This is a genomic window from Paenibacillus favisporus, assembly GCF_040545415.1.
In the GTDB taxonomy this organism is placed as follows: Bacteria; Bacillota; Bacilli; order Paenibacillales; family Paenibacillaceae; genus Paenibacillus_AQ; species Paenibacillus_AQ favisporus.
Genome location: NZ_JBEPLV010000001.1, coordinates 410,141 through 432,636 on the forward strand (window position 1 = coordinate 410,141; position 22,496 = coordinate 432,636).

The following is a 22,496-nucleotide window of genomic DNA, read 5'->3' on the forward strand; positions in this document are numbered from 1 at the left end:
CCGTATTTGTTTACCTGTGCGTCCTAGTACGAACTGCACAACTGACGGGAAAGTTCAGCCGCTGTCCTGTCAGCAACAAATGACGTGAGGGTGACACAACGTTACGCCCAAATCAAGACTATATTGCAGTCTTTTTCAACAATAGATTTTATATTATAGAGTAGGCAAAAGTCAAGGCCTGACATTGTGCTGGAAAAGTCTAATTTTGTCGATAGGTCTATAGTCCTAAAAAAGTAGGACGAATATCTGAAATATGAGTGCAAAATTGCTTGGAACAGAGTAGAATATGATTATTATAACACATCCGACATAACCCGACTTTGTCAGGGGATTTTCATATTGCAAGGATGACAATGATTGATTGTGATTTTATGGTGCCTTGAAAGACACCCTCTGGGCACGGTGTAAAGGAGCGCCTGTCTATGTCAGAACACCAACGAGAAACAACCAAGCATCAAAGCCTGTTCCAGACGAATACCGAGCTGGCGTTTCCCTCAGAGTCGGCTACTTCCTGGCTGCAGGAGATCGACTTGTCCATTCATGATTTGCCCTATGTGGATCACGTGATTCAGGAAGCCTTTCTCCAATGGCGCACCGAAGGGCAGGCGCTGACGTTAAGTGGACAAGCCTTGTGGGCCGTGACGGATTACAAGGGGCGGTGGATCGAAGGCGATAAAGCTCTTCTTGCGGAACCTTTCTGCGGTTTGACGGGAGAGATCGGCCGCTGCCTGGAGTCCGGGGAACAAGTCTGGGTCCATCCTGATGACCCGGCGGATCGCGGAAGCTCCTGGGTCACGACGGTTATTCCGGTCTTTACGCGCCGGGACCATGCGCTGGTGTGCCTTCTGTTCTGCGTGATTCCCGCATGCTTATTGGATGAAGGAATCCGGGACACTGTTGCCGCGATGGCGCTTCACTATCGTTCCTGCCTGTACAAAAGCTTTAAGTTCGCCCTCGTATCGGACATTCTGAAGGTGCAGGAAAGCACGGAACGGGAAGCCAACCGCCGGTCCATCCTGTTCCAAATCATGCAGCGGATGCATGATCAGATCGACGTCGAAACCGTGCTGACGGAAGTTCTGGACAGCCTTGAAGTACTGTACCCCACCGTCCGGGCGAGGCTGCTCATGTCCCAAGACCATCAAAGCCGCAATCCGCGGGTAGAACCGCTCGTGTTTCATCCCTGGGGCGAGGATATCTGCGTCAGGTCTTTTATGGATGGAAGGCTCATGATGCAGGATGGCAGCGGCGAAGGAATGGAAGGCCAGACCGAAATTGCCATACCGCTCGGCGGTAAGCAGGGCGTCTATGGGGTGCTGCATCTGGTGATGTCCCGGGAGCTCCGGGAAGACTTAGACCTGCAGCTGATCGGCATGGTGGTCGACACGGCGGGGAACGCGTTCGAGAATGCGAAGCTCTACGAACAGTCGAACCTGCTGATTCATGAGCTGCGTCTCATTAACGAATTGACCCAGCGGCTGAACCAGAGCCTCAAGCTTGGTGATATCTACAAGTTTGCCAGCGAAGAGATGCTGGATATTTTTCAGGCGGATTACTGCTGCTTCCTGCAGTACAATGAGGAGCGAAACGTTCTGGAGGTCATGGCGTCCAACGTTTCTGGCCTAGCCCCGTCTTTTGATGCAGAGTACGGCTTCGGCGGACTTGTCTTTCATAAAAAGGAACCTGTAATCCTGTCAGACTATTCGCTGAACGGCAAAGTCCCCTCAAAGCTGATGGAAATCACGCATTCGCAATCCCTCATCGCTTCACCGCTGACCGTAAACGGCAAGGTGATGGGGGCGATTCTGCTGACGCACCGGAGCCCTCATTATTTTTCCTATGACAACTACCGGCTTCTGCAGACCTTGTCCAGCCACATCGGCCTGTCGGTGAGCAACGCGCTGCTCCATGCCGAGCTGAGACGGATGGCCAACCGGGACATGCTGACCGACATGTACGCCCGCCATTACCTTGATAAGATGATTCAGCAGTATCAAGTGAGCGATTTTTGCGGGTCTCTGATCGTGGTGGACATTGATGAATTCAAACAGGTTAACGATACATACGGCCACCAAAAAGGGGACGACATTCTAAGGCAGGTCAGCGATATCGTGAAATCCTCCATTCGGGAGGAAGACGTGCCTGCACGCTGGGGCGGGGAAGAGCTGGCGGTGTATATGCCGCAGCTAGGGGTGCACCAGGCGGTCAAAGTCGCTGAAGTGATCCGAAGCCGGGTCGCCCGGGAGACGAGCCCGTCCGTAACAATTTCAAGCGGAATCGCGGAATGGTGCTGGACGGACCCGCAGGTGAGTGTAGACAGCTTGTTCTATAGAGCGGATATGGCCCTCTACAGGGCAAAGAACAGCGGACGCAACCAAATCCAAATGGAAAACATGAACGATATGTAGCAGGCGGCCTCACTCTCGGGTGGGGGCGCCTTATTTTTGCATGAACTGGCAGGGCGGGGGACAGTCTATAAAGCAAAAAGGACCTATGATCGAAGAATGAACCTTGGTTCATTTTGTCCGGAAAGGCAGTTTACCCATGATGAAAAAAATGGTACTTCCCGCCTTGCTGCTGCTCGGCCTTTGCGGCGGTTTGACAGGCTGCGGCATGTTTCAGGACTCGAAATCGCCGGAGGAGTGGTTTTCCCAGACGATTACCGGACTTGCCGGCATCGATTCGTTTTCATTTAGCGGCCTGGCTTCGGTCCGTGCCCAGGATCAGGGGCAGGTGCAGAACTTTGCTTACACCGGCAGGCTCACGGGCCACGACCAGCTGACCATGGAGAGCGTGATCCCTACTGGGGAGGCGGTTCAGACCACGGGACTCCAGGCACGGGGAATCACCGGGAAGACCGTAAAGGTGACGAATTTCCGCAGGCAGGACGGGGGATGGGTGAGGCTGTCGAGCGAAGCGAACCCTGAGGATAACTCTCCTTCATTAACCCGGTTAAACCCTCTGCAGCAGCTCGACGGCATTCATGGGCTTCCCAAAAGCATCAAGGTGGAGTCCAGCGCCGGCCGCGGCACCAAAGTGCTGCGGATCGAACTGGAAAGCTCCAGCGCAAAGGACTTTTTGGCGAAGCAGCTTGAATCGGAAATGGAGGGTCTCCGCAAGCAGCCAGGTTACACCCATGCACAGTCCGGGCAGAAGCAAAAGCTGCAGACGCTCTGGAATCAGGGGGACAAGCAGCTGCGGGAGATGCTGAACGACGCCCAGGTCAGCACGGTCTATCATTTGACGATTAACCGCAAGTCCGGATTTCCGGTTCGTCTAACCTCCGAGAGCGCGATCGACTATGTCAATCTGGACGGTGCGCAGACGCGGGAGACGATGGTCAACGATGTATCATTCCAGCCTTAGGCTCGCCCAGTGACGACAAGTTCCATACCGGACGATCGGGCGGCTGCTCATTTGGTCATCATTCGACCGGCAGACTTCGGGCTTTCCGCCTGCATCCGCAGCTCTCATGCTGACGGGACTTGCCATGCGTGCTACAATAAGTCTGAATGAATTAACCTTTGTTCAAATAAATAGCTTACAGGTTATGTCAACGGGAGGAAATAAGTCATGCGTGATCCTAGAATTCAAAAACTGGCGGAAAACCTCGTCGGTTATTCCGTGAACGTACAGCCGGGGGAGAACGTCCTTGTCGAGATGATCGGCTCGGAGCGCGACCTGCTGAAGGCCGTCATTGATGAAGTCGGCAAACGGGGAGGACGTCCGTTCGTACAAATTACCGACAAATCGGTGCAGCGTACGATGCTGATGAACGCAACGGAGGAGATGCTTAAGACATGGGCGGACATCGACCTGAACCGGATGAAGCAGATGGACTGCTATATCGGCATCCGTGCCGGAGAGAATGTCAACGATCTGGCCGACGTTCCTGACGAAAAGGTAAAACTGTTCAATTCGCTCTACAATCATCCGGTACATAGCGGGCAGCGCGTCAACCACACCAAATGGGTGGTGCTGCGTTATCCGAATCCAAGCATGGCCCAGTTGGCCAATATGAGCACAGAAGCCTTTGAGGACTTCTATTTTGACGTATGCAACCTCGATTACGCCAAGATGGACAAAGCGCAGGATCCGCTTGCCGAGCTGATGAGAAAGACGGACAAGGTCCGTATCGTCGGCCCGGGCACCGATCTCAGCTTTTCCATTAAGGGAATCGGGGCCGAAAAATGCGCAGGCGAGAAAAACATTCCGGACGGCGAGGTATACAGCGCACCGGTGCGTGATTCCGTCAACGGCACGATCAGCTACAACACCAGCACGGTATACAACGGCATTTCGTTCGAAAATATCAAGTTTACCTTCAAGGACGGAAAGATCGTGGAAGCGACCAGCAACGATACCGAGCGTCTGAACAACATTTTGGACTCGGATGAAGGGGCACGTTATATCGGCGAATTCGCGATCGGATTTAATCCGTACATTTTGCACCCGATGAAGGACATTCTGTTCGACGAAAAAATTGCCGGCAGCATCCACTTCACCCCGGGTCAAGCCTATGAAGTAACGGATAACGGCAACCGCTCCTCCATCCACTGGGATATCGTGCTGATTCAGCGTGAAGACTACGGCGGCGGGGAGATCTACTTCGACGACGTACTGATCCGCAAAGACGGCATCTTCGTCATTCCGGAACTGCAGGGGCTGAATCCTGAAAACTTGAAATAGGAATAGCTGAAGAAGGGAACCCGGGCCCGTAAGGCCCCAGGTTCAGCGCTTTTCAGAAATTCCTTGCGCGAGAAAGCGGATTCAATGTATCATAAAAGTGGTAAAATCATAGTATACTTGATATCAAAAGCTACGGAGGGATCCTATGTCCAGTAACAACGCAGCTGTTGTAGAAATCGCCCAAACAGCAAGCCAATTTACCTCTTCGATCGTACTTCAAGCGGAAAACAAGTACATCGATGTCAAAAGTATCCTCGGTCTGTTTACGACACTCGTAAGCAGCCAAAGCTATGAGCTTCATGTTCATGGACCGGATGCGGACGAGGCTAAAACGGCGATGAAGGAAGTGTTTGCCAAACACGGCCTGAACGTCAACGTGGTCTCTGAGTAAGCGATGAAGAAGAGCGCACCTGCTGGCAACAGTAAGGGCGCTTTTTTTAAAGTCATAACCTTGATATTTACCGGGGTTATTCTAGAACCTTGTACCGCCGCCAGCCTTCCCCTTAGAGTCCCTTTGCGCCGCGCTTGGCATTGAAACCCGGGGTCTTTGCGGACGATGGGCCAGAGTTTCCTGTTCCTTCGGCTTCCCGGGGACGTTTTTCTGGGCCAGGTTCTTGTATTGGTGTTCAATTTCGTCTAATATTAAGAATAGAATACAAGGGTGTAATTGTAGGATTTTGGACATAGGGGGGAAGATGCATGACTTCATCTGAGCTGCAGGAGCAGTTGAATATTAAGGCGATTAATCTGCTGAAAGATGATGCAGAGAAAATAGAGAAGCTTATTGAAGTACAAATGGAGAATCTGGCCACACGCTATTGCCCTCTCTATGAGGAAGTGCTGGACACCCAGATGTACGGATTTTCACGTGAGGTTGATTTTGCCGTACGTGCCGGTCTTGTGCCCGAACTTACAGGCAAACAGCTGGTCAGTGAGCTGGAGAAGAATCTGGCCAACCTCTATGAAGCCCTGAACAACAGGGAAGCCTAAATCATCAGCCTGTCGCAGGCAGGCTTACATAAGATGCAAAGTACAGACCACCTGTGTACCTGTATCACACGATGATGAGTAGTTGCAGCTTGGCCTTCACATCGGAGGTCCCGAGATTTATAAATTTATACGTATAAAAAGGCATGCACTCCGCTGGAGCGCATGCCTTTTTTGCGTTTCCCTGCTATGCAGGGTTAAGAGCTTAAGCTACCTTGCTACACCAAGAAAAATGATACGCCCAAAATAACGTATACGACCAGCAGCAGCAGACCTTCATACCAGTTCGTTTTGCCATCCTGGATAATCGACTTGGCGATAAATACCGACACGCCGATCGCAAGCAGCTCTATGGTTGTAAACACCAGGTCCATCGTGGTAGGCCCGAAGAAATAGCTGACCAGCACCAACACGGGAGCGACGAACAAAGCGATCTGCAGGCTGCTGCCAACGGCGATTTCGACCGCTGCGCCGATCTTGTTCTTCATAGCCAGCATGACGGCCGCACTGTGCTCTGCCGCATTGCCGATGATGGCCACGAGGAACGCGCCCACGAACAGCTCGCTAAGCCCAAATCGCGTCGTAAAGGTCTCCAGCGTATCTACCAGCCATTCACTCACGAAAGCGACCATAACGGTCGCCAGAAGGAGATACAGGATCGATTTGCCCTTGGACCATTCCGGCTCGCGTTCATGAGGCAGCTCTTCATCCTCTTCGTCGGTGACATCCGCCAAGTACTTCTTGTGCGTAATCATCGAGAAGACAAGCCAGGCAAGGTAAGCCACGATTAAGATACAAGCCACGATAAGGCTCAGCAGCTGGGTATCGCTTCCGGTAATGGAATGGCTGCGAAGGAAGACCGCAGGCACGATCAGGGCGATCACGGCGACGAGCATCAGCGAGCCGTTCATACCCGCCAGTGATACGTTGAAGCTCTGAACTTTAAACTTCAGTCCCCCGGCAAAAATGCTGAGTCCCAGTACCAGCAGCAAGTTTCCGATTACCGAACCGGTCAGACTGGCTTTGACCATGTCGAACAAGCCTTCCTTCACGAGGAAGATGGCGATAATCAGCTCCGCTGCGTTACCGAAGGTGGCGTTCAGAAATCCACCGAGCCGCTGTCCGGCATAATGCGATACGTTCTCCGTCGCTTTGCCCAAAAATCCGGCCACAAAGATGACAGAAATCGCGGACAGAATAAACTGCAGCGTTGCGTCCCAGCCTGCGAAATGTCCCACAGCACTAAGGATAAAGAAGGCGATGAGCAGGGTGGGGCTGATCCATTTTTTCAATTTTTGACACCTCTTGCCTTATGTAAGTTCGATTCTTATTCAATATACCCAAATTGCATAAGGTTGTAAACAAATCGGCAGGGCTTGGGATTTGCTTTTTGGGCCTGTTAGGATTTACAATAACGGATAATGGATGTAAAGGAGGATGGAGCATGTCGGAACAACTCCAACTAGAGAATGGAACCATACGGATTGCAGATGATGTCGTAGCGAAAATCGCCGGACTGGCCGCACTCGAAACACCAGGGATCGCAGCTATGTCGGGTGGTTTGTCGGAAGGATGGGCCAAGCGCCTGAGCGGAAAAAACGTGCAGAAGGGTGTCACGGTGGAGGTAGGCCAGCTGGAAGCGGCCATTGACCTGCGAATCATCGTGCTGTACGAAACCCCGATTCACGAAGTATCCCGCATGCTTCAGCAAAACGTGCGTGAAGCTGTCGAAAGCATGACCGGTCTGCGTGTGGTCGAAGTGAACGTGAAAGTGGAAGGCGTCGCTTTTAAAGATGACATGATCGAAGAGGTGCCTACGCGCACCAAATAAGCACACGAATAAGACGAAAAAAAGACTAGGGGACTTAAGCGTCCTCTAGTCTTTTTGGTATGAGTAGCTTCAGGGTATCCCCTGAAGGTTCAGTTAAAGCGGCGCGTCTGATTGCGGGAGGAAACCGCGACCGACGGTTTCTTGACAGTCACCGATTTCACCTGCTCCTGCTTCGACGGCAGCGTACTGATCCGCGAGATGCTGAGCATGATCCCCATGCTCGCCATCATGATCAGCAGGGAAGTTCCGCCGTAACTGATGAACGGCAGGGTTACCCCGGTCAGCGGGATCGTTTGGGTGACGCCTCCGATGTTAATGAACGCCTGGATGGCAATCAAGCCCATAATCCCGATGCCGACGAGCGTTCCGAACGGGTCGGGGCACCTCAGCGCGATGATGATCCCTCGCCAGATGAAGTAAATATAGACGATCAGGAAGATCGACGTTCCGATAAATCCGAACTCTTCACCGATGACGGAGAAGATAAAGTCGTTATAGGGGTTAGGCAAATAATGAAGCTTCTGGACGCTTTTGCCGAATCCGGCTCCGGTCAACTGCCCTTCACCGATAGCGGTCAGCGACTGCAGCAGATTGTAGCCCTCTCCCTGTGGATCCTTAAACGGGTCCAAGAAGGCGTTAATCCGGCCGAGCTTATAGTTGCTCGATTGCACCGCCTGTTCCCCGCTATGGGACACCGACTTGAACAGGGCGTTAGCTCCGAGCACGAGGCTCGCACCGAGGATCAGCAGCAGGGCTGACCCTATCATATGCTTGAGGCTCGCGCCGCCGGCATAGATGATCAGGGCGCTCGTGGCCACCAGAATGAGGCAGGAACCGAGGTCCGGCTGCATCATGATGAGCCCGGCGACGAAGCCGACAATGACCATGACCGGGATATAGCCTGTCCGCAGGTCACGGAAGCGCTCCCCTTTTTTGCTGATCAAAGCGGACAGATACAGGATAATCGCGATCTTCGCGATTTCCGTCGGCTGGATGCCGAGAGATCCGACACCGAACCAGCTTCGGGCGCCGTTTAGGCTTTTCCCTATGAAAAGTACCAGCACTAGCATGATGACTGTCACGATAAACAGCGGGGCAAACAGCTTCTTGTACCTGGTGTAAGGGATGTTCATCGCGACGAACATGGCGATGGTTCCCAGTGCGGCCCACATGAACTGTCTTTTCGTAAAATACAGCGAGTCATAGTGAAAATCCTTGCTAGCGATGGCCAAGCTCGAACTGGCGCTGAATACCATGACCAGCCCAAAACCAACCAACAGCAAGGTGAGGATGAGCAGTTGGAAATCCGGTGTCCCTCTCTTGGTTTGTTGGGGTTTTTCTTCTCTCATAAGAGACCTGCTTAAGCTTCCAGAGCGGCTTTAAACTGCTGAAGCTTCTTGGTTGCAATCCCCATGATGGACGACGGAATCGGAGATTCGTATTCCAGCCCGTGAGGGAAGGTCGCTTTGCCCATGTACACAGCTTCAATTTGCAGCACAGCGCTTGGGTGTTCCAGCTTGCCCTCCACCGCACGGGTATTGATCCGTACGAAATACTCCGAATTGGTGTTTTTATCTTCGATCTTATAGTCATATGTAGCGCGGTAGTATTCCCACTGCCAGCGGACAAAGCCTACTTTCTCGGCTACTTCGTCCATAAACGCCAGGTCGGCTTTGATGCCGTCCAGTCCCGTATTTTCAAAAATCATGGTTACTAAATCCTCCTCTATTGGTTGCCTGTAAAGTTCTTTACTCATGATATTATGTTTTAAACACTTGTGCAAGCCTTGGCAGTATTGGGGCGATACCCCATCTTAAGCGTTTCTGCTACAATAGAAAAAAGGGTTCACAACCGTGATGTGGGATGACATATCGGCAACTTAACATCCATTCTATGGCGAGAGGACGGATACATATGAAAGAAGAAGCATTGCTGAGCAAGCTGCAGCCGCAAATGGTGGAGTGGAGGCGGTATCTGCACCGGCATCCGGAGCTGTCTTACCACGAGGAGAAGACGTCGGCGTTCGTGGCGGACAGGCTGCGGGAGCTGGGGATCGACGTCCGGACGCGGTTTGGCGGCGGATATGGGATAGTCGGCGTATTAAAAGGAAGCAAGCCGGGGAAAACGGTCGTGCTGCGGGCTGACATGGACGCGCTTCCGATCCAGGATGAAAAGTCGTGCGATTATTCGTCCGAGGTTCCGGGCGTCATGCATGCTTGCGGTCACGACGGGCATACGTCGATCCTGCTGGCGGTGGCGACATACTTCAGCGCCCGGAAAGATGATCTCCCCGGAGAGATCCGGTTCGTATTTCAGCCGGCGGAGGAGGTATGCCCGGGCGGAGCCAAGGGGATGATCGAGGCCGGCGTTCTGGATGGGGCCGACGCGGTGTACGGCGTGCACTTATGGACGCCGTTCCCGGCAGGGACCGCGGCCAGCACGCCGGGCCCGATGATGGCGGCAGCGGATGAGTTCTTTATCGATATCATCGGTAAAGGCGGCCACGGTGGCATGCCGCACGTGACGGTGGACAGCGTGGTGGCCGGATCGGCGCTGGTCATGCAGCTGCAGAGCATCGTCAGCCGTTCGGTCAACCCGCTTCGGCCGGCGGTCGTTACGATCGGAACGATCCAGGGTGGAAGCGCGCAGAACGTCATTGCCGAATCGTGCCGGATTACCGGGACCGTACGGACATTTGATGAGGAGACGCGCCAATTTATCCGCGAACGGATCGAAGAAATAACCCGGCTTACGGCGCAGACTTATGGAGCGGAGTCGAAAATTCAATATTTGATGGGTTACCCACCGCTAGTGAATGATGAAGCGGAGACGGAAAGGTTTTTCCGCGAAGCGCCGAAGGTGTTCGGGGAGTCGAAAGTGGAGCGCTGCGAGAAGATTATGCCTGCGGAGGACTTCGCATACTATTTGCAGGAAATCCCCGGGTGCTTTATGTTCGTGGGCGCAGGCAACGAAGAGCTTCAGGCCGTCTACCCGCATCATCATCCAAGGTTTGATTTTGACGAATCGGCCATGCTGAGCGCCGCCAAGCTGCTGGTGACGATGACCCAATCCTATCAGGGATGGGAATAGGCAGGCTCGGGCCGCCGAGTCTCCTGGTCTTGCCGAGAGAAGGGTTCCTGAAGGCACGAATGTTTTGGCGGACGATGGGAAAACTTGAAATGGAAGAGGAAAAGTTCATTTCCGCTCTAGGAGATGAACTTTTTCATATGTTTGAAGGCTGAAAGAACTATTCGGATTGAAAGAAGGGGATTTGATGAGCGATACAAAGGCGTGCATCGTGCAGCGGGACCGGACCGTCCTGCTGGAATGCGGACATCCGGGGTTTGAGGAAGCCCGCGGGAAGCTGGCCCATTTTGCAGAGCTGGTCAAGAGTCCTTCTGCGTTTCATACGTACCGGATCACACCGTTATCGCTGTGGAATGCCGCTTCGCTGGGATGGACCGCAGAGGAAATCGTCGACGCCCTGGCTTCGATTTCCAGATGGGAGGTTCCATCCGCGTTAATCCAGGACATCCGCAGCCTGGTGGGCAGATACGGGAAGCTACGGATCGAGGCGGGGAAGGCGGAAGCCGGGAAGCTCCGGCTGACGGCATCCGATCCGCAGCTGCTGGATGAAGTGCTGGCAATACCCGCCGTGCAGGCCAGTGGGCTGCGACGCGCCGCGCCGGAGCAGGCGGAGCTTGATGCGGTCCGCCGCGGACGGATCAAGCAGGAGCTGACGCGGCTCGGATATCCGGTCCTGGACTTGGCCGGATATCATGAGGGACAGCCGCTGCAGTTGGGCTGGAAAGCGCGGGGCGGCTCATTTGCGCTGAGGGACTATCAGCAGGCGGCGGCCGACGCTTTTGAAGGGGTGGCCGGGAGCGGAGGCAGCGGGGTGCTGGTGCTGCCTTGCGGAGCCGGGAAAACGGTCATCGGCCTTGGCGTGCTGGAGAAGCAGCAGTGCGAGTGCCTGATTCTGACGTCGAACGCGACCTCCGTCGGACAGTGGATCGCGGAGCTGACGGACAAGACGACGCTCGATCCTTCCCAGATCGGGGAGTATACGGGGCAGAAGAAGGAGGTGCGCCCGGTCACCGTGGCCACCTATCAAATTTTGACGCACCGCCGCTCCAAAGAGGACGAGTTTGAGCATATGCGTCTGTTTAACGAACGGAACTGGGGGCTCATCATTTACGATGAGGTGCATCTGCTGCCGGCTCCGGTGTTCCGGGCGACGGCCGATATCCAGGCGACCCGTCGGCTGGGACTGACCGCTACGCTCGTTCGGGAGGACGGCTGCGAGCAGGATGTATTTTCGCTGATCGGGCCGAAACGCTACGAGATGCCCTGGAAGGAGCTGGAGTCCATGGGCTGGATTGCGAAGGTCGAATGCACGGAAGTCCGGGTGGCGATGGAGCCGGAGCTGCGTGAAGCATACGCGTATGCGGAGGGCAAGGAGAAGTTCCGCATCGCTGCCGAAAATCCCGGCAAGCTCGAGGTCGTCCGCAGGCTGCTCGCTAAGCATCCGGAGGAGAGCATCCTCATTATCGGCCAGTATATCGATCAGCTGAAGCAACTGTCCGAATCGCTGGGCATTCCGCTGATTTCGGGGCGAATGGCGCACAAGGAACGCGGAAGGCTCTACGAGTCTTTTAAACGGGGAGAGATCAGAGTGCTGGCCGTTTCCAAGGTAGCCAATTTCGCCGTCGACCTGCCGGACGCTTCCGTGGCGATTGAAATATCGGGCAGCTTCGGCTCCAGGCAGGAGGAAGCCCAGCGACTGGGACGGATTTTGCGTCCGAAAAGCGGAAACAACCGGGCATATTTTTACGCACTGGTGTCCCAAGAAAGCAAAGAAGAGGACTTTGCCATCCGCCGTCAGCTGTTCCTTGTCGAACAGGGGTACGAGTATTCCGTCCGATATGATTCGGATCCCGGGCTGTTTCGTTCCGGGTCCAGTCATGAGCGGGCTTCTTCCCGTCCTGCGAAGGACCGTCCCATTCCAGACCTAAAGGAGGCATCATCCCGACCATGAGCACTGAAATGAACGAAGACCGGCCGCAGGAATCCGCGATCCGATCCATCCTGCGTACGCTGGCTCCGGAGGATGCGGAGCTGCTTAAACGGCTGATCGTCCGTTTTGCAGGGCAGCCGTTCAGCGACGACGCCCGGACCACGGTGAAGAGCAGCGGCCGAAGTGGTGCGGAGCTTGAGCTGTCCTTTATCCGTTTGAGACGAGCCGGCCTGATCCAGGCGGTGAAAAAGGCTTGGGGAGAAAAGCTCTACTACATTCCTTTGGAAAGCCTGGGTTTATTGTATCGGCAGTTTTTCACCCCCGAAGCAGAAGCCGTCGCGGATTCAAATGTACACCGGATCAGCGAAGCCAAGCCGGGCTTGGCTTTGGATCTGCTGCATGCGCTTGCGGCTGCGGCCGAGCACGGGCTTCCCTTAACGGCGAAAGGAACGGTATCTAAGAAAAATATCCAGAAGCTTCTGGAAGCCGTGCACCTGAAAGATTCCGACCTTGAGGCGCTTCAGCTCCAATACGCGCATGCTGAAACCTATCCGCTTGCGGGTGCGGTGCTGCTCGATATGATGCTGTGCCTCGGCCTTGCGGTGAAAGAAAGCCAGGAGATTCTGCTGGAAGAGGAGCGGCTCGGCGAGTGGCTGGGGCTGTCTGAACAGGAGATGAACCGGGTGCTGCTCCCGGCGGTGCTGGACCGATACGGCATGAACAGTCCGGCGCTGCAGCATTTCCGCTACCTCCTTTGCCATCCTTCTTTCCAACCAGGCGTCTGGTACGATATGACGAATATGCTGGATTGGATGGAGCGGGAGGTTCTGCTCACCCGATCTGCTTCGGAAGCGGGAGCCCGGGCATGGATGACGGCGATGGCGGGGTTTGGCTGGGGCGATTCCGGTGAGGACGGCAGCGGACGCTGCTGTTTCCGGTGGGCCATGGATCCGGCCTTCGTTCTGGTTTCGGGCGGCGAAGATCGAGAGGCGGGAGAGGGGCGCTTCTATGTTCAGCCGGATTTTGACGTCATCGTTCCACCGGATGTGCCGTACCGGATCCGATGGAAGCTGCTTGCCTGCTCGGAGCGGGTACAGAGCGAACGGATGTCCATATACCGTATGACCCGCAGCAGCACGGCCCGGGCGGTGGAGAACGGCATGAGCGCAGCCGAAATGACGCAGCTGCTGGACAACTTCTCGAGCGGCGGCGTCCCGGAGAACGTAAGGCTGGCTTTGGAGCAGTGGGGCCGGGAAATCGGCCGGACCCGCTTTGAGGAAGCCATGCTGCTGTCGTGTTCGGCTGAAGAAGACGGCGATCGGATCGAAACGCATCCGAAGCTGAAGGGTCATTTGCAGCGGATCGGTCCGAAGCATTTTCTCGTGAACCGCGGCGCGGTGCCGGAAGTGAGGAAAATCCTGGATTCGTCAGGACTCTCGCCCTTAAAGGCGATCGCTGAACCCGGCCGTACCGTTTCCACATATCCGTTGATCCATGACCCCGCTCCGGACCTGGCGGGGCAGCGGATCGATAAAGAAAAGTTCCGCCAAACCGGGCTTTCCGCCGCCGGCGGTCTAGTGTACAGCGGCCGGAATATCCAGTATTTCGAGCCGGACTCCGACATTCCGAAGCCGGAGTCCCTGTTCCCGGGTTACGGGCAGGTTCCGAAAATGTGGACCCAGGATTTCCGGAATTATCACGGAACGACGGCCCAGCACATTATGGAACAGGCCCTGGAATGGCAGACCAAGGTGCTGATTTCCCGCGGAGGCAGCCGTTTGGAATTCATCCCCAGGGCGATTCGGAGCCACCCGTGGGCGGTGGAAGGAACTCTCTTCGATCCGGAACGGGACGGTTATGAGGACGGGGCTCTGCTCTCGCCGGGGGATTGGGAGCAAATCCGGCTGATTGTGCCTTCTTTCACCTGAGGGTATCCGCAGGAAGTGCGTTCAAACCTCTTCTTATGGGCCAAAGGTTATGATATGATAAAAGAGTCTACTCCAGACGGAGGAGAACATTCTTATAGAATTGGGATGAAGTTCATGAGCGTATCGGAGATCAACACGGTCGACATGGCAGCCGTGCTGATGAACGCCTATGAATTAGGCGATATGATCAATCAGTCGGTTGAGGTGTCCGATTATTTATATTGGAAGCAGCAGGTTGGCAGCAATCCGGCCGTACAGGAGCTTGTCCGGCTTCTGGCGAAGAAGAAGGAGCTTTTCGAAGAGACCCAGCGTTTCGGCCATTTCCATCCGAATTACCACAGTGCAAAGGATGAGGTCAAGGCCGTGGAGAAGCAGCTGGAGCAGTTCGAGGAAGTGAGACGCTTCAAGCTGGCCGAGCAGAACTTGGATGACATGCTGCACCAAATGTCCGAAATGATCGCTTATTCCGTATCGGAAACGATCAAGGTGCCGGGCAACGATTCGCATCTGAAAGGATGCGGCGGCGGGGGCAAATGCTCCTGCGGCGGGTAAAATATAGAGAGCCAGTATAAGTGAGGTGGGAAAATCATGTTTGCAGAACGGACGGGGTATATCATTTGGGTTAGCGATATCAAGGCAGCGCGGAATTTGGAGAAGTACGGGACCGTTCACTATATATCTCGCCGGATGCACTATGTCGTCATGTACGTGAATGCGGACCGGGCCGAGGAAGTAGCCAAAAATATCCGGCGCCTTTCCTATGTGCGTAAAATCGAACGCTCCTACCGCAACGAGATCAAAACGGAATATTCGAGCGACGTACCGGATAAGACCAGATTTTATGGCTTATAGTAGGAGGTTCATCTGCCTGTCATCAGTTTCAATCCCACCTGGAAAGTTATCGTATGGTCAGGAAGCAGCCGAATTCGGCTGCTTCTTTTTTTAGACCATGGCTTCCGGCTTCAGCGCCGGCAAAGCCAGTGAATCCGGCAAGGAAATTATCCGATTGGAGCGGAAAGAAACGGTGTAGATACGACGGTCCTCTTTTCCGTATATGAAAATATGCCGGGATACGTAGTTTGGAGCTTGTGAAGAACGTGGTAATGATGTAATATAATAGGCATAAATACATAGATACAAAGTCCTATGTAGTGGAGAGTGATAGTCCATGCGCGACAAAGGGATGGAAAGATGGAGCACCTATGAACCTTTTTTTGTGACCTTAGGGGATAAGCGGGTGGCCGACATCGTCATTACCCATCATGCGAAGACAAGGTACAACGACCGGATTCATAGTGATATCCATAGTATAGATGATATAGCCGCATGGATGTGGGAGTGCCTGAAGCAGGGCCGGATCGCTCCCTACTACCGGAATGAGAAGGACGTTTACCTGATTGACGAGGATCTTGTCGTCGTCGCGGAATTTGCGGAGATCGAAGGGGAAACCGACATCAGCGGAAATCCGCTGCACAAGATGATTATCGTGACGTTCCTTGGCAAAATGTCGGAGACGATCGAGCTGAGGGACCTGAAGTCTTATTATTCCTGGCTGCGCCATTCGCGGAGAATGACGTTGATTAAAAATACTCGCAAGCGGAAATAACCGCGTTTTGTAAGCGTGAGCATGGATTCCCCCTCCGGGAAGCCATGCTCATTTTTGTTGATTCATGTGCCGGGTTCCGCAGACTTTACCTGCCGCTGAAAATGTTAAACGGCGTTGGTGGTTCACGGCCGAATCGGATACAATATAAGAACGACGAGGGGGAGAGCATGCCATGAATTTTCACCAGCTCCACATTTTTTATACCGTGGCGGAACGTGGGAGCTTCTCGGCGGCGGCGAGCGCGCTGCACATGACCCAGCCGGCCGTTACGATGCAGATTCAGTCCCTGGAGGAATATTTCGGGACGCGCCTGCTGATCCGCTCCACGAAGAAGATCGAGCTGACCGAAGCGGGGATCACCCTTTTGCCGTATGCGGCAAAGAGCATCGCCCTGGTCAAGGAAACGGACAATGCGATGGCATCGCATACCCATATGCTGCAGGACCGGCTTCAGCTCGGCTCCAGCCTCACGATCGGCGAATACTTCCTGCCGCGGCTGCTCGGTCCGTTTGGACAGCAGTATCCGCACATCAGCATTATGATGAAAGTGATGAACACCACACAGATCATCGAAGAGATTACGAAGCATCAGCTGAATTTCGGCCTGATCGAGGCGACGATCCACCATCCGGATATGGTCATCGATCCCGTCATGCAGGACGAGCTGAAGCTGATCGTGCCTATCGGCCATCCCTTGGCCGAGCGGGAATCGGTCGAGCTGGAGGAAGTGCTTGCCTATCCGTTTGTGCTGCGGGAAAAAGGGTCGGGCACGCGCCAGGTGATGGAAAGTGTGCTGATCCACAAGGGGATCGATCCACAAAGCCTGCAGACCGCGATGGAGCTTGGCAGCACGGGAGCGGTGAAATCCGCCGTCGAGGCCGGTTTCGGCATTACGATGCTGTCGCCGGCCTCGGTCAAGCATGAAACCGCACTGAACCTGGTTACCATCATTCCGATCCGAGACGCCGAATTTAAGCGGCAGTTTTATGCCATTCATTTGAAATCCACCCTGCTTCCGCTGTCTGCCGTGACCTTTCTGAATTTTCTTAAACAGCAGCAGGAGCAGCAGGGGGAATAGGGCCAAGCCGACAGTTAAAAGAATATTACACAGCTTAAGACGCTGAATGAGTGAAGGAGGAATGGACTTGTCCACAGATCAGAAATACGGTGACCTGCATACGCATACGACGGCTTCCGACGGGATGCAGCCACCCTCGGAGAATGTCCGGATCGCCCACGGGAAGGGACTCGCGGCCGTGGCGATTACCGACCATGACACCGTGGGAGGCATTCCGGAAGCACTGGAAGCCGGGCAGCGGCTCGGCATCACCGTCGTTCCCGGCGTCGAAATCAGCACCCGTGCCGGCGGTAAGGATATACACGTGCTGGGCTATTACATCGACATAACACATGAGCCGTTTTTGAACCATCTCGCCGAGCTGAGACAGACCCGGGAACGGCGTAACGATCAGATGATCGCCAAGCTGCAGCAGCTTGGAATTTCCATCACGCTCGAGGAGGTCATTGCCGGGCTGGGGCGCGAGCTGAAGCCGGATGAAAGCGTCGGGCGGCCGCATATGGCCGACGTATTGGTCAAGAAGGGCTATGCCTCTGACATGCGGGACGCCTTTAACCGCTATTTAGGCGAGGATGCGCCTGCCTATGTATCCGTTCCGCGGATCACACCTGCGGATGCCTGCAACTGGATCCGGGAAGCCGGCGGAACGCCAGTGCTGGCCCATCCGGGGATCTACGGCGATGACGCGCTGGTGGAACGGATTGTTAGGGAAGCGAAACTTGCCGGAATCGAAGTCTACCATTCCGACCACGGCCCGGCCGATGAGGAACGGTACCTGAGGATGGCTGATGAGCATGGACTGATCGTCACGGCGGGCTCCGATTTTCACGGGGAACGGCAGGGCGTCGTCTTCCATGGCGATATCGGCAGCCGTACGATCCCGGTGACCGTATTGGAACAGCTTCAGCGGGGAACAAAATAGTCATAGGTGCCCGGGCGAGTTTTAACCTTTTTTTGCAAAATTGGAAAATGGGGCTTGCGCCGGGCTTGCGGGCCGTACTATAATGTTGAACCAAGCAACAAGCACTAACATGTAAGGCGATGACCAAAGACATGATTTCGATCCAGGACTGCCCAGAGAGAGAAGTGAGTGGTGCAAGCTTCTCCTGACACCGGTTCAGAAATTACCCCTTTGCAGCCGTCCCTTTGAACCCGCTGTCCAATTCGCGGCAGTAGAAGGAACCGGTTAATCCCCGATATCGGATGCTTAATAAGGACCTTTGCATATGTACGTGTTCGGATGAACCGTCGGATGCAGGTCGAATTAGGGTGGAACCACGAGCTGAACGCACTCGTCCCTTGGGATGAGATGCGTTTTTTTGCGTTCACCAAATAGACCGAATTTGACGGAGGGAAGAACATGAACAAGGAAATACAAATCAAGCTGCCGGACGGCTCGGTAAGAGCATTCGAGCAGGGCGTCCGGCTGGAGAGCATCGCCGAATCGATCAGCAGCAGCCTCGTGAAAAATGCCGCAGCAGGCAAAATTGACGGGATCCTGGTGGATCTCAGCACGCCGGTTGAGCAGGACAGCAGCATTGAAATCGTGACGGTGGACAGTCCGGACGGGATCGAGGTGTACCGGCACAGCACAGCGCATTTATTGGCGCAGGCCGTGAAGCGTATATTCGGAGCATCTTCCGTCAAGCTGGGGATCGGGCCGGTCATCGAGGACGGATTTTATTACGACATGGATCTTCCAAGCCCGCTGACGAGCGATGATTTGTCCCGGATTGAACGGGAAATGAAGCGGATCGCGGAAGAGGATCTGCCGATCCGGCGGAAGGCGGTCAGCCGGAAGGAAGCGCTGGACCTGTTCGCGCAGCTGCAGGAGCCGCTGAAGCTTGAGCTTATTCGGGACCTGCCCGAGGACGCCGAAATTACGATTTACGAGCAGGGGGAGTTCGTGGACCTGTGCCGAGGACCGCACCTTCCTTCCACGGGTAAAATCAAAGTGTTCAAGCTGCTGAGCGTAGCCGGAGCCTATTGGCGCGGAAGCTCGGACAACAAGATGCTGCAGCGGATTTACGGCACCGCCTTCCCCAAAAAGGCGCAGCTTGACGAGCATCTTCACATGCTCGAGGAAGCGAAGAAGCGCGACCATCGCAAGCTGGGCAAGGAGCAGGGGTTGTTTCTGTTTTCGGAGGAAGCGCCGGGCATGCCGTTTTACCTCCCTAAAGGCATGACCATCCGCAACGAGCTGGAGAAGCTGGAGCGTGAGCTGAACGCCGCTAGAGGATATGAAGAGGTCCGCACCCCGCTTATGATGAACAAGCGGATGTGGGAGGAATCCGGGCACTGGGATCACTACAAGGACAACATGTATTTTACCCAAGTGGACGAGACGGAATATGCGCTGAAGCCGATGAACTGCCCGGGGCATATGCTGATTTTCAAAAGCGGCCTTCGCTCCTACCGCGAGCTGCCGATCCGGCTGGCCGAGTTCGGACAGGTTCACCGCCACGAGTATTCGGGCGCGCTGAGCGGTATGATGCGTGTGCGGACGTTTTGCCAGGATGACGCACACCTCTTTGTCAGACCTGACCAAATCGAGGAGGAAATCGCCGGCGTCATCGACCTGATCGACCATATGTACGCCATATTCGGCTTCTCTTACCGGATCGAACTGTCGACGCGGCCGGAGGATTCCATGGGCTCGGATGAGCTGTGGGAGCAGGCCGAGCAGTCGCTGCGCAGCGTGCTGGAGCGGCGGGGGATCGAATACCGTCTGAACGAGGGGGACGGAGCTTTCTATGGTCCGAAAATCGATTTTCATATTCTCGACGCCCTGAAGCGCAGCTGGCAGTGCGGGACGATCCAGCTCGATTTTCAAATGCCGGAGAAGTTTGGTCTCAGCTATGTCGGTGAATACAACCAGAAGCATCGCCCGGTCATCATTCACCGCGCCGTCTACGGCTCCATCGACCGTTTCATCGGCATTCTGACGGAGCATTACTCGGGAGCTTTTCCGCTGTGGCTGGCACCGGTCCAGGCCAAGGTCGTCCCGGTATCCGAGCACGATCTGGATTATGCTTATCAGGTTAAGCAGTCGCTTGCGAAAGAGGGCATCCGGGTTGAGGTCAGCGCCAAAAACGAGAAGCTGGGCTATAAAATCCGCGAAGCCGAGCTGGAAAAAGTGCCGTACGTGCTCGTCGTCGGCAAGAGCGAGCAGGAAGCGGGGGCAGCGGCGGTCCGCAAGCGGGGCGAAGGGGATCTTGGCATGCAGCAGCTGCCGGACATCATCGAGCGCTTAAACCGGGAAATCCGGGAGAAATAAACGGGACAATAAATCAGGAAGACATCAAAAAAGGCTGTATCCCACCCGCTCTTAGGAACGGAGGATATAGCCTTTTCTATTATGGGTGCTGAAGCTTACGGACGTTCATTGAGCACTGTTCAACCGCATTCTTTCTATAATTCTGAAATCTCAAGCTTTGTATGATTATTTAATGACGCTCGGAAGCGACTTGATCAATTCCTCGTCAGGCGTGACGATCAGCGTCCGCTGGTGATCATAAATGACAAAGCCCGGTTTGGCGCCGCTCGGCTTATGCACATGGCGGATCAGGGTGCAGTCGACCGGCACGCTGCTGGATTCCTTGGCCTGGCTGAAGTAAGCGGCCAATTGGGCGGCTTCCTCCAGGGTCTGGTCCCCGAACTGGCTGCTGCGGATGACGACGTGGGACCCGGGGATATCCTTGGTGTGCAGCCACGTATCACTTCCGCTGGCCAGTTTGTTGGTCACGTATTCGTTCTGCAGGTTGTTTTTGCCTACGTAAATTTCGATGCCCTCGGATGATGTGAATACATGCAGCGTAGGGCGGTCGTTTTTCTTCTTTTTGCGTGTTTTTTTGCTGCGGTCGCGGAGATATCCCTGCTGAACGAGCTCCTCACGGATTTCGTCGATATCGTTCATGGATGCATGGGCCAGCTGCTGGAGCAGGTCGTCCATGTAGCGGATCTCTTCCTTCGTTATAGCAAGCTGTTCGTCGATGACGGCCAGACTATTTTTGTACTTATTATATTTCTTGAAATACCGCTGGGCGTTATCGGAAGGGCTGAGCAGCGGGTCCAGCGGAATCGTCACGTCCTTCTGGTCCTCGTCATAGAAGTTGGTCAGCACCGCCTCCTTGTCCCCCTTTGCAATCGTATGCAGGGAGGCAAACAGCAGCTCGCCGTAAATCCGGTACTGGTCCGCATCGGCGGCTTCCTCCAGATCGGCGTGCAGGTGGTCCAGCTTTTTAATGTTTTTGGCGCGCTCATTGTGCAGGAAACGAAGCAGATCGCTCGTTTTTTGCTTGACGGTGTCGCGCTCGGCTTTTTCACCGTAATAATCCTCCATGCATGTGCTGATGGATTGATAGCGTTTGACCTCTTCCTGAATCATCGTCAGATCGACGGCGGAAAAAACCATTTTCCCCTTGGCGTTCGCTCCCGACATCGGCTGGTACGCCTGCTGTCTGACACTGTCCATCAGCCCGGTAAAGGCGTTCCATAGGGCGCTTCGGCGTGCTTCGCCAGCTTCGGGCCCTTCTTCCGAGTAGGACTGAAGGCCGGCGCGGTGCACGATCTCCTGCGCAACCAGCGGGCTTACGCCGCTGAACGTATCCACGATCCACGAAATCGGTTCGGCGTCCGCTTCCTCGGTATATTTTTGTGCAAATAGCTCTCCTGTAACCTCAAGCGGATTCAGCTTATGCTGCTGCGGAGGCTCCGTATAGGAAAAGCCCGGCATGATGACCCGATAGCTGCTGATGCTCGGGGTGACATGGTGGATGCCGTCCAGGATCGTCCCGCTCGAAGGGTCTGACAAAATAATGTTGCTGTGCCGGCCCATCAATTCGATGATGAGCTGCTTTGAAGAGACGTCCCCCAGCTCATCCCGCTGTCTGACGGTAATATGAATGATCCGCTCCATTCCAACCTGCCGGATGTCTTCGATGATGCCTCCTTCGCAGTGTTTGCGCAGCAGCATGCAGAACATCGGCGCCTCCTGCGGATTCAGAAAGCTTCGCTCGGTGAAGTGCACCCGCGGATACGTCGGGTTGGCCGACAGCAGCAGCTTGGCGTTGCCCTCCCGGGTCCGGAGGTGAAAGAGCAGGTCGTGATCGTTGGGCTGGTATATTTTACTGATCCGGGCGCCCTGAATGCTTTGCAGCTCATGGACAAGGGCCCGCGTTACGATTCCATCTAATGCCATAGTGTATCTCCCATCTTTACGCTGTACTTGGTTACGATTGCCTCCATACTATGATGCCATAGTTTGGCCAAAAACTTAAGAGGCCAGGCTTGTGATATTTTAGGCCCTGTCCGAATACATTTACGATAGAACAGGTGGAAAAGCTGTTGAACACCCGCAG

Annotated in this window: 19 protein-coding genes; 15 read left to right on the forward strand and 4 right to left on the reverse strand. The window is 54.7% G+C overall.

Translation table 11 applies throughout. The annotated features are described in order from the left end of the window. The first annotated feature begins 422 nt into the window (after positions 1-422). The 5 genes from ABID47_RS01940 to ABID47_RS01960 all read left to right on the forward strand — a co-directional run bounded on the left by ABID47_RS01940 (position 423) and on the right by ABID47_RS01960 (position 5,679). The gene (locus ABID47_RS01940) at positions 423-2,408 is read left to right on the forward strand and encodes a sensor domain-containing diguanylate cyclase (RefSeq protein WP_354494735.1); all 1,986 of its coding nucleotides are present in this window, start codon (positions 423-425) and stop codon (positions 2,406-2,408) included. A 136-nt stretch (positions 2,409-2,544) separates the two neighbouring features. Beyond that, positions 2,545-3,366, forward strand: coding sequence for a hypothetical protein (locus ABID47_RS01945; RefSeq protein ID WP_354494737.1), 822 nt, complete (start codon positions 2,545-2,547; stop codon positions 3,364-3,366). A 207-nt stretch (positions 3,367-3,573) separates the two neighbouring features. Then, positions 3,574-4,689: an aminopeptidase gene (locus tag ABID47_RS01950; protein ID WP_145023692.1), complete on the forward strand. Its 1,116-nt coding sequence runs from the start codon at positions 3,574-3,576 to the stop codon at positions 4,687-4,689. A 145-nt stretch (positions 4,690-4,834) separates the two neighbouring features. Then, positions 4,835-5,080: an HPr family phosphocarrier protein gene (locus ABID47_RS01955; RefSeq protein ID WP_076169916.1), complete on the forward strand. Its 246-nt coding sequence runs from the start codon at positions 4,835-4,837 to the stop codon at positions 5,078-5,080. Positions 5,081-5,388: 308 nt separating this feature from the next. Continuing rightward, complete coding sequence (locus ABID47_RS01960) at positions 5,389-5,679, forward strand: YlaN family protein (RefSeq protein ID WP_076169917.1); 291 nt, start codon at positions 5,389-5,391, stop codon at positions 5,677-5,679. Positions 5,680-5,894: 215 nt separating this feature from the next. Here the strand turns inward: ABID47_RS01960 and cax are convergent, their stop codons facing one another. Then, positions 5,895-6,968: a calcium/proton exchanger gene (cax, locus tag ABID47_RS01965; RefSeq protein WP_076169918.1), complete on the reverse strand. Its 1,074-nt coding sequence runs from the start codon at positions 6,966-6,968 to the stop codon at positions 5,895-5,897. Between the two features lie 152 nt (positions 6,969-7,120). Here cax and ABID47_RS01970 point away from each other — a divergent pair, with 152 nt between their 5' ends. Beyond that, complete coding sequence (locus ABID47_RS01970) at positions 7,121-7,507, forward strand: Asp23/Gls24 family envelope stress response protein (protein ID WP_076169919.1); 387 nt, start codon at positions 7,121-7,123, stop codon at positions 7,505-7,507. An 89-nt stretch (positions 7,508-7,596) separates the two neighbouring features. On the opposite strand, the gene ftsW is transcribed toward ABID47_RS01970, so the two are convergent. Both ftsW and ABID47_RS01980 read right to left on the reverse strand, forming a co-directional pair. Next, a complete protein-coding gene (gene ftsW / locus ABID47_RS01975) occupies positions 7,597-8,856 on the reverse strand; it encodes a putative lipid II flippase FtsW (protein ID WP_354494740.1) in 1,260 nt (419 codons plus the stop codon). Between the two features lie 11 nt (positions 8,857-8,867). Next, a complete protein-coding gene (locus ABID47_RS01980; RefSeq protein ID WP_076169921.1) occupies positions 8,868-9,215 on the reverse strand; it encodes a YugN family protein in 348 nt (115 codons plus the stop codon). A gap of 206 nt (positions 9,216-9,421) precedes the next feature. Between ABID47_RS01980 and ABID47_RS01985 the strand changes: the two genes are divergently transcribed. The 9 genes from ABID47_RS01985 to thrS all read left to right on the forward strand — a co-directional run bounded on the left by ABID47_RS01985 (position 9,422) and on the right by thrS (position 20,413). Further along, positions 9,422-10,597, forward strand: coding sequence for a M20 family metallopeptidase (locus tag ABID47_RS01985; RefSeq protein ID WP_354494742.1), 1,176 nt, complete (start codon positions 9,422-9,424; stop codon positions 10,595-10,597). Positions 10,598-10,781: 184 nt separating this feature from the next. Then, positions 10,782-12,545, forward strand: coding sequence for a DNA repair helicase XPB (locus ABID47_RS01990; RefSeq protein ID WP_354494743.1), 1,764 nt, complete (start codon positions 10,782-10,784; stop codon positions 12,543-12,545). Continuing rightward, positions 12,542-14,452, forward strand: a complete 1,911-nt coding sequence (locus ABID47_RS01995; protein WP_354494745.1) for a helicase-associated domain-containing protein — start codon at positions 12,542-12,544, stop codon at positions 14,450-14,452. Before ABID47_RS01990 ends, ABID47_RS01995 begins: the two co-directional genes overlap by 4 nt. Before the next feature lie 114 nt (positions 14,453-14,566). Further along, entirely contained in the window at positions 14,567-15,004 is a 438-nt protein-coding gene (locus tag ABID47_RS02000) for a YlbF/YmcA family competence regulator (RefSeq protein WP_116231588.1), read from the forward strand. A 36-nt stretch (positions 15,005-15,040) separates the two neighbouring features. Further along, positions 15,041-15,304: a YlbG family protein gene (locus tag ABID47_RS02005; protein ID WP_094598855.1), complete on the forward strand. Its 264-nt coding sequence runs from the start codon at positions 15,041-15,043 to the stop codon at positions 15,302-15,304. A 316-nt stretch (positions 15,305-15,620) separates the two neighbouring features. After that, positions 15,621-16,058 carry a hypothetical protein gene (locus ABID47_RS02010; protein ID WP_076169925.1) on the forward strand — a complete coding sequence of 146 codons (438 nt, stop codon included), beginning with the start codon at positions 15,621-15,623 and terminating at the stop codon, positions 16,056-16,058. Positions 16,059-16,230: 172 nt separating this feature from the next. Beyond that, on the forward strand, positions 16,231-17,136 hold the full coding sequence (locus ABID47_RS02015) for a selenium metabolism-associated LysR family transcriptional regulator (protein ID WP_145023706.1): 906 nt from the start codon (positions 16,231-16,233) through the stop codon (positions 17,134-17,136). A 61-nt stretch (positions 17,137-17,197) separates the two neighbouring features. Then, positions 17,198-18,058: a PHP domain-containing protein gene (locus ABID47_RS02020; RefSeq protein ID WP_354494746.1), complete on the forward strand. Its 861-nt coding sequence runs from the start codon at positions 17,198-17,200 to the stop codon at positions 18,056-18,058. Between the two features lie 438 nt (positions 18,059-18,496). Then, entirely contained in the window at positions 18,497-20,413 is a 1,917-nt protein-coding gene (thrS, locus tag ABID47_RS02025) for a threonine--tRNA ligase (RefSeq protein ID WP_354494747.1), read from the forward strand. 165 nt (positions 20,414-20,578) lie between these two features. Here the strand turns inward: thrS and ABID47_RS02030 are convergent, their stop codons facing one another. Continuing rightward, complete coding sequence (locus ABID47_RS02030) at positions 20,579-22,336, reverse strand: Rqc2 family fibronectin-binding protein (protein ID WP_354494748.1); 1,758 nt, start codon at positions 22,334-22,336, stop codon at positions 20,579-20,581. Positions 22,337-22,496 lie beyond the last annotated feature (160 nt).

What these genes read in the sequence shown, in the direction of transcription:
- ABID47_RS01940 (WP_354494735.1), top strand. Translation starts at nt 423, where the DNA reads ATGTCAGAACACCAACGAGAAACAACCAAGCATCAAAGCCTGTTCCAG.
- ABID47_RS01945 (WP_354494737.1), top strand. Translation starts at nt 2,545, where the DNA reads ATGATGAAAAAAATGGTACTTCCCGCCTTGCTGCTGCTCGGCCTTTGC.
- ABID47_RS01950 (WP_145023692.1), top strand. Translation starts at nt 3,574, where the DNA reads ATGCGTGATCCTAGAATTCAAAAACTGGCGGAAAACCTCGTCGGTTAT.
- ABID47_RS01955 (WP_076169916.1), top strand. Translation starts at nt 4,835, where the DNA reads ATGTCCAGTAACAACGCAGCTGTTGTAGAAATCGCCCAAACAGCAAGC.
- ABID47_RS01960 (WP_076169917.1), top strand. Translation starts at nt 5,389, where the DNA reads ATGACTTCATCTGAGCTGCAGGAGCAGTTGAATATTAAGGCGATTAAT.
- ABID47_RS01970 (WP_076169919.1), top strand. Translation starts at nt 7,121, where the DNA reads ATGTCGGAACAACTCCAACTAGAGAATGGAACCATACGGATTGCAGAT.
- ftsW (WP_354494740.1), bottom strand. Translation starts at nt 8,856, where the DNA reads ATGAGAGAAGAAAAACCCCAACAAACCAAGAGAGGGACACCGGATTTC.
- ABID47_RS01980 (WP_076169921.1), bottom strand. Translation starts at nt 9,215, where the DNA reads ATGATTTTTGAAAATACGGGACTGGACGGCATCAAAGCCGACCTGGCG.
- ABID47_RS01985 (WP_354494742.1), top strand. Translation starts at nt 9,422, where the DNA reads ATGAAAGAAGAAGCATTGCTGAGCAAGCTGCAGCCGCAAATGGTGGAG.
- ABID47_RS01990 (WP_354494743.1), top strand. Translation starts at nt 10,782, where the DNA reads ATGAGCGATACAAAGGCGTGCATCGTGCAGCGGGACCGGACCGTCCTG.
- ABID47_RS01995 (WP_354494745.1), top strand. Translation starts at nt 12,542, where the DNA reads ATGAGCACTGAAATGAACGAAGACCGGCCGCAGGAATCCGCGATCCGA.
- ABID47_RS02000 (WP_116231588.1), top strand. Translation starts at nt 14,567, where the DNA reads ATGAGCGTATCGGAGATCAACACGGTCGACATGGCAGCCGTGCTGATG.
- ABID47_RS02005 (WP_094598855.1), top strand. Translation starts at nt 15,041, where the DNA reads ATGTTTGCAGAACGGACGGGGTATATCATTTGGGTTAGCGATATCAAG.
- ABID47_RS02010 (WP_076169925.1), top strand. Translation starts at nt 15,621, where the DNA reads ATGCGCGACAAAGGGATGGAAAGATGGAGCACCTATGAACCTTTTTTT.
- ABID47_RS02015 (WP_145023706.1), top strand. Translation starts at nt 16,231, where the DNA reads ATGAATTTTCACCAGCTCCACATTTTTTATACCGTGGCGGAACGTGGG.
- ABID47_RS02020 (WP_354494746.1), top strand. Translation starts at nt 17,198, where the DNA reads ATGGACTTGTCCACAGATCAGAAATACGGTGACCTGCATACGCATACG.
- thrS (WP_354494747.1), top strand. Translation starts at nt 18,497, where the DNA reads ATGAACAAGGAAATACAAATCAAGCTGCCGGACGGCTCGGTAAGAGCA.
- ABID47_RS02030 (WP_354494748.1), bottom strand. Translation starts at nt 22,336, where the DNA reads ATGGCATTAGATGGAATCGTAACGCGGGCCCTTGTCCATGAGCTGCAA.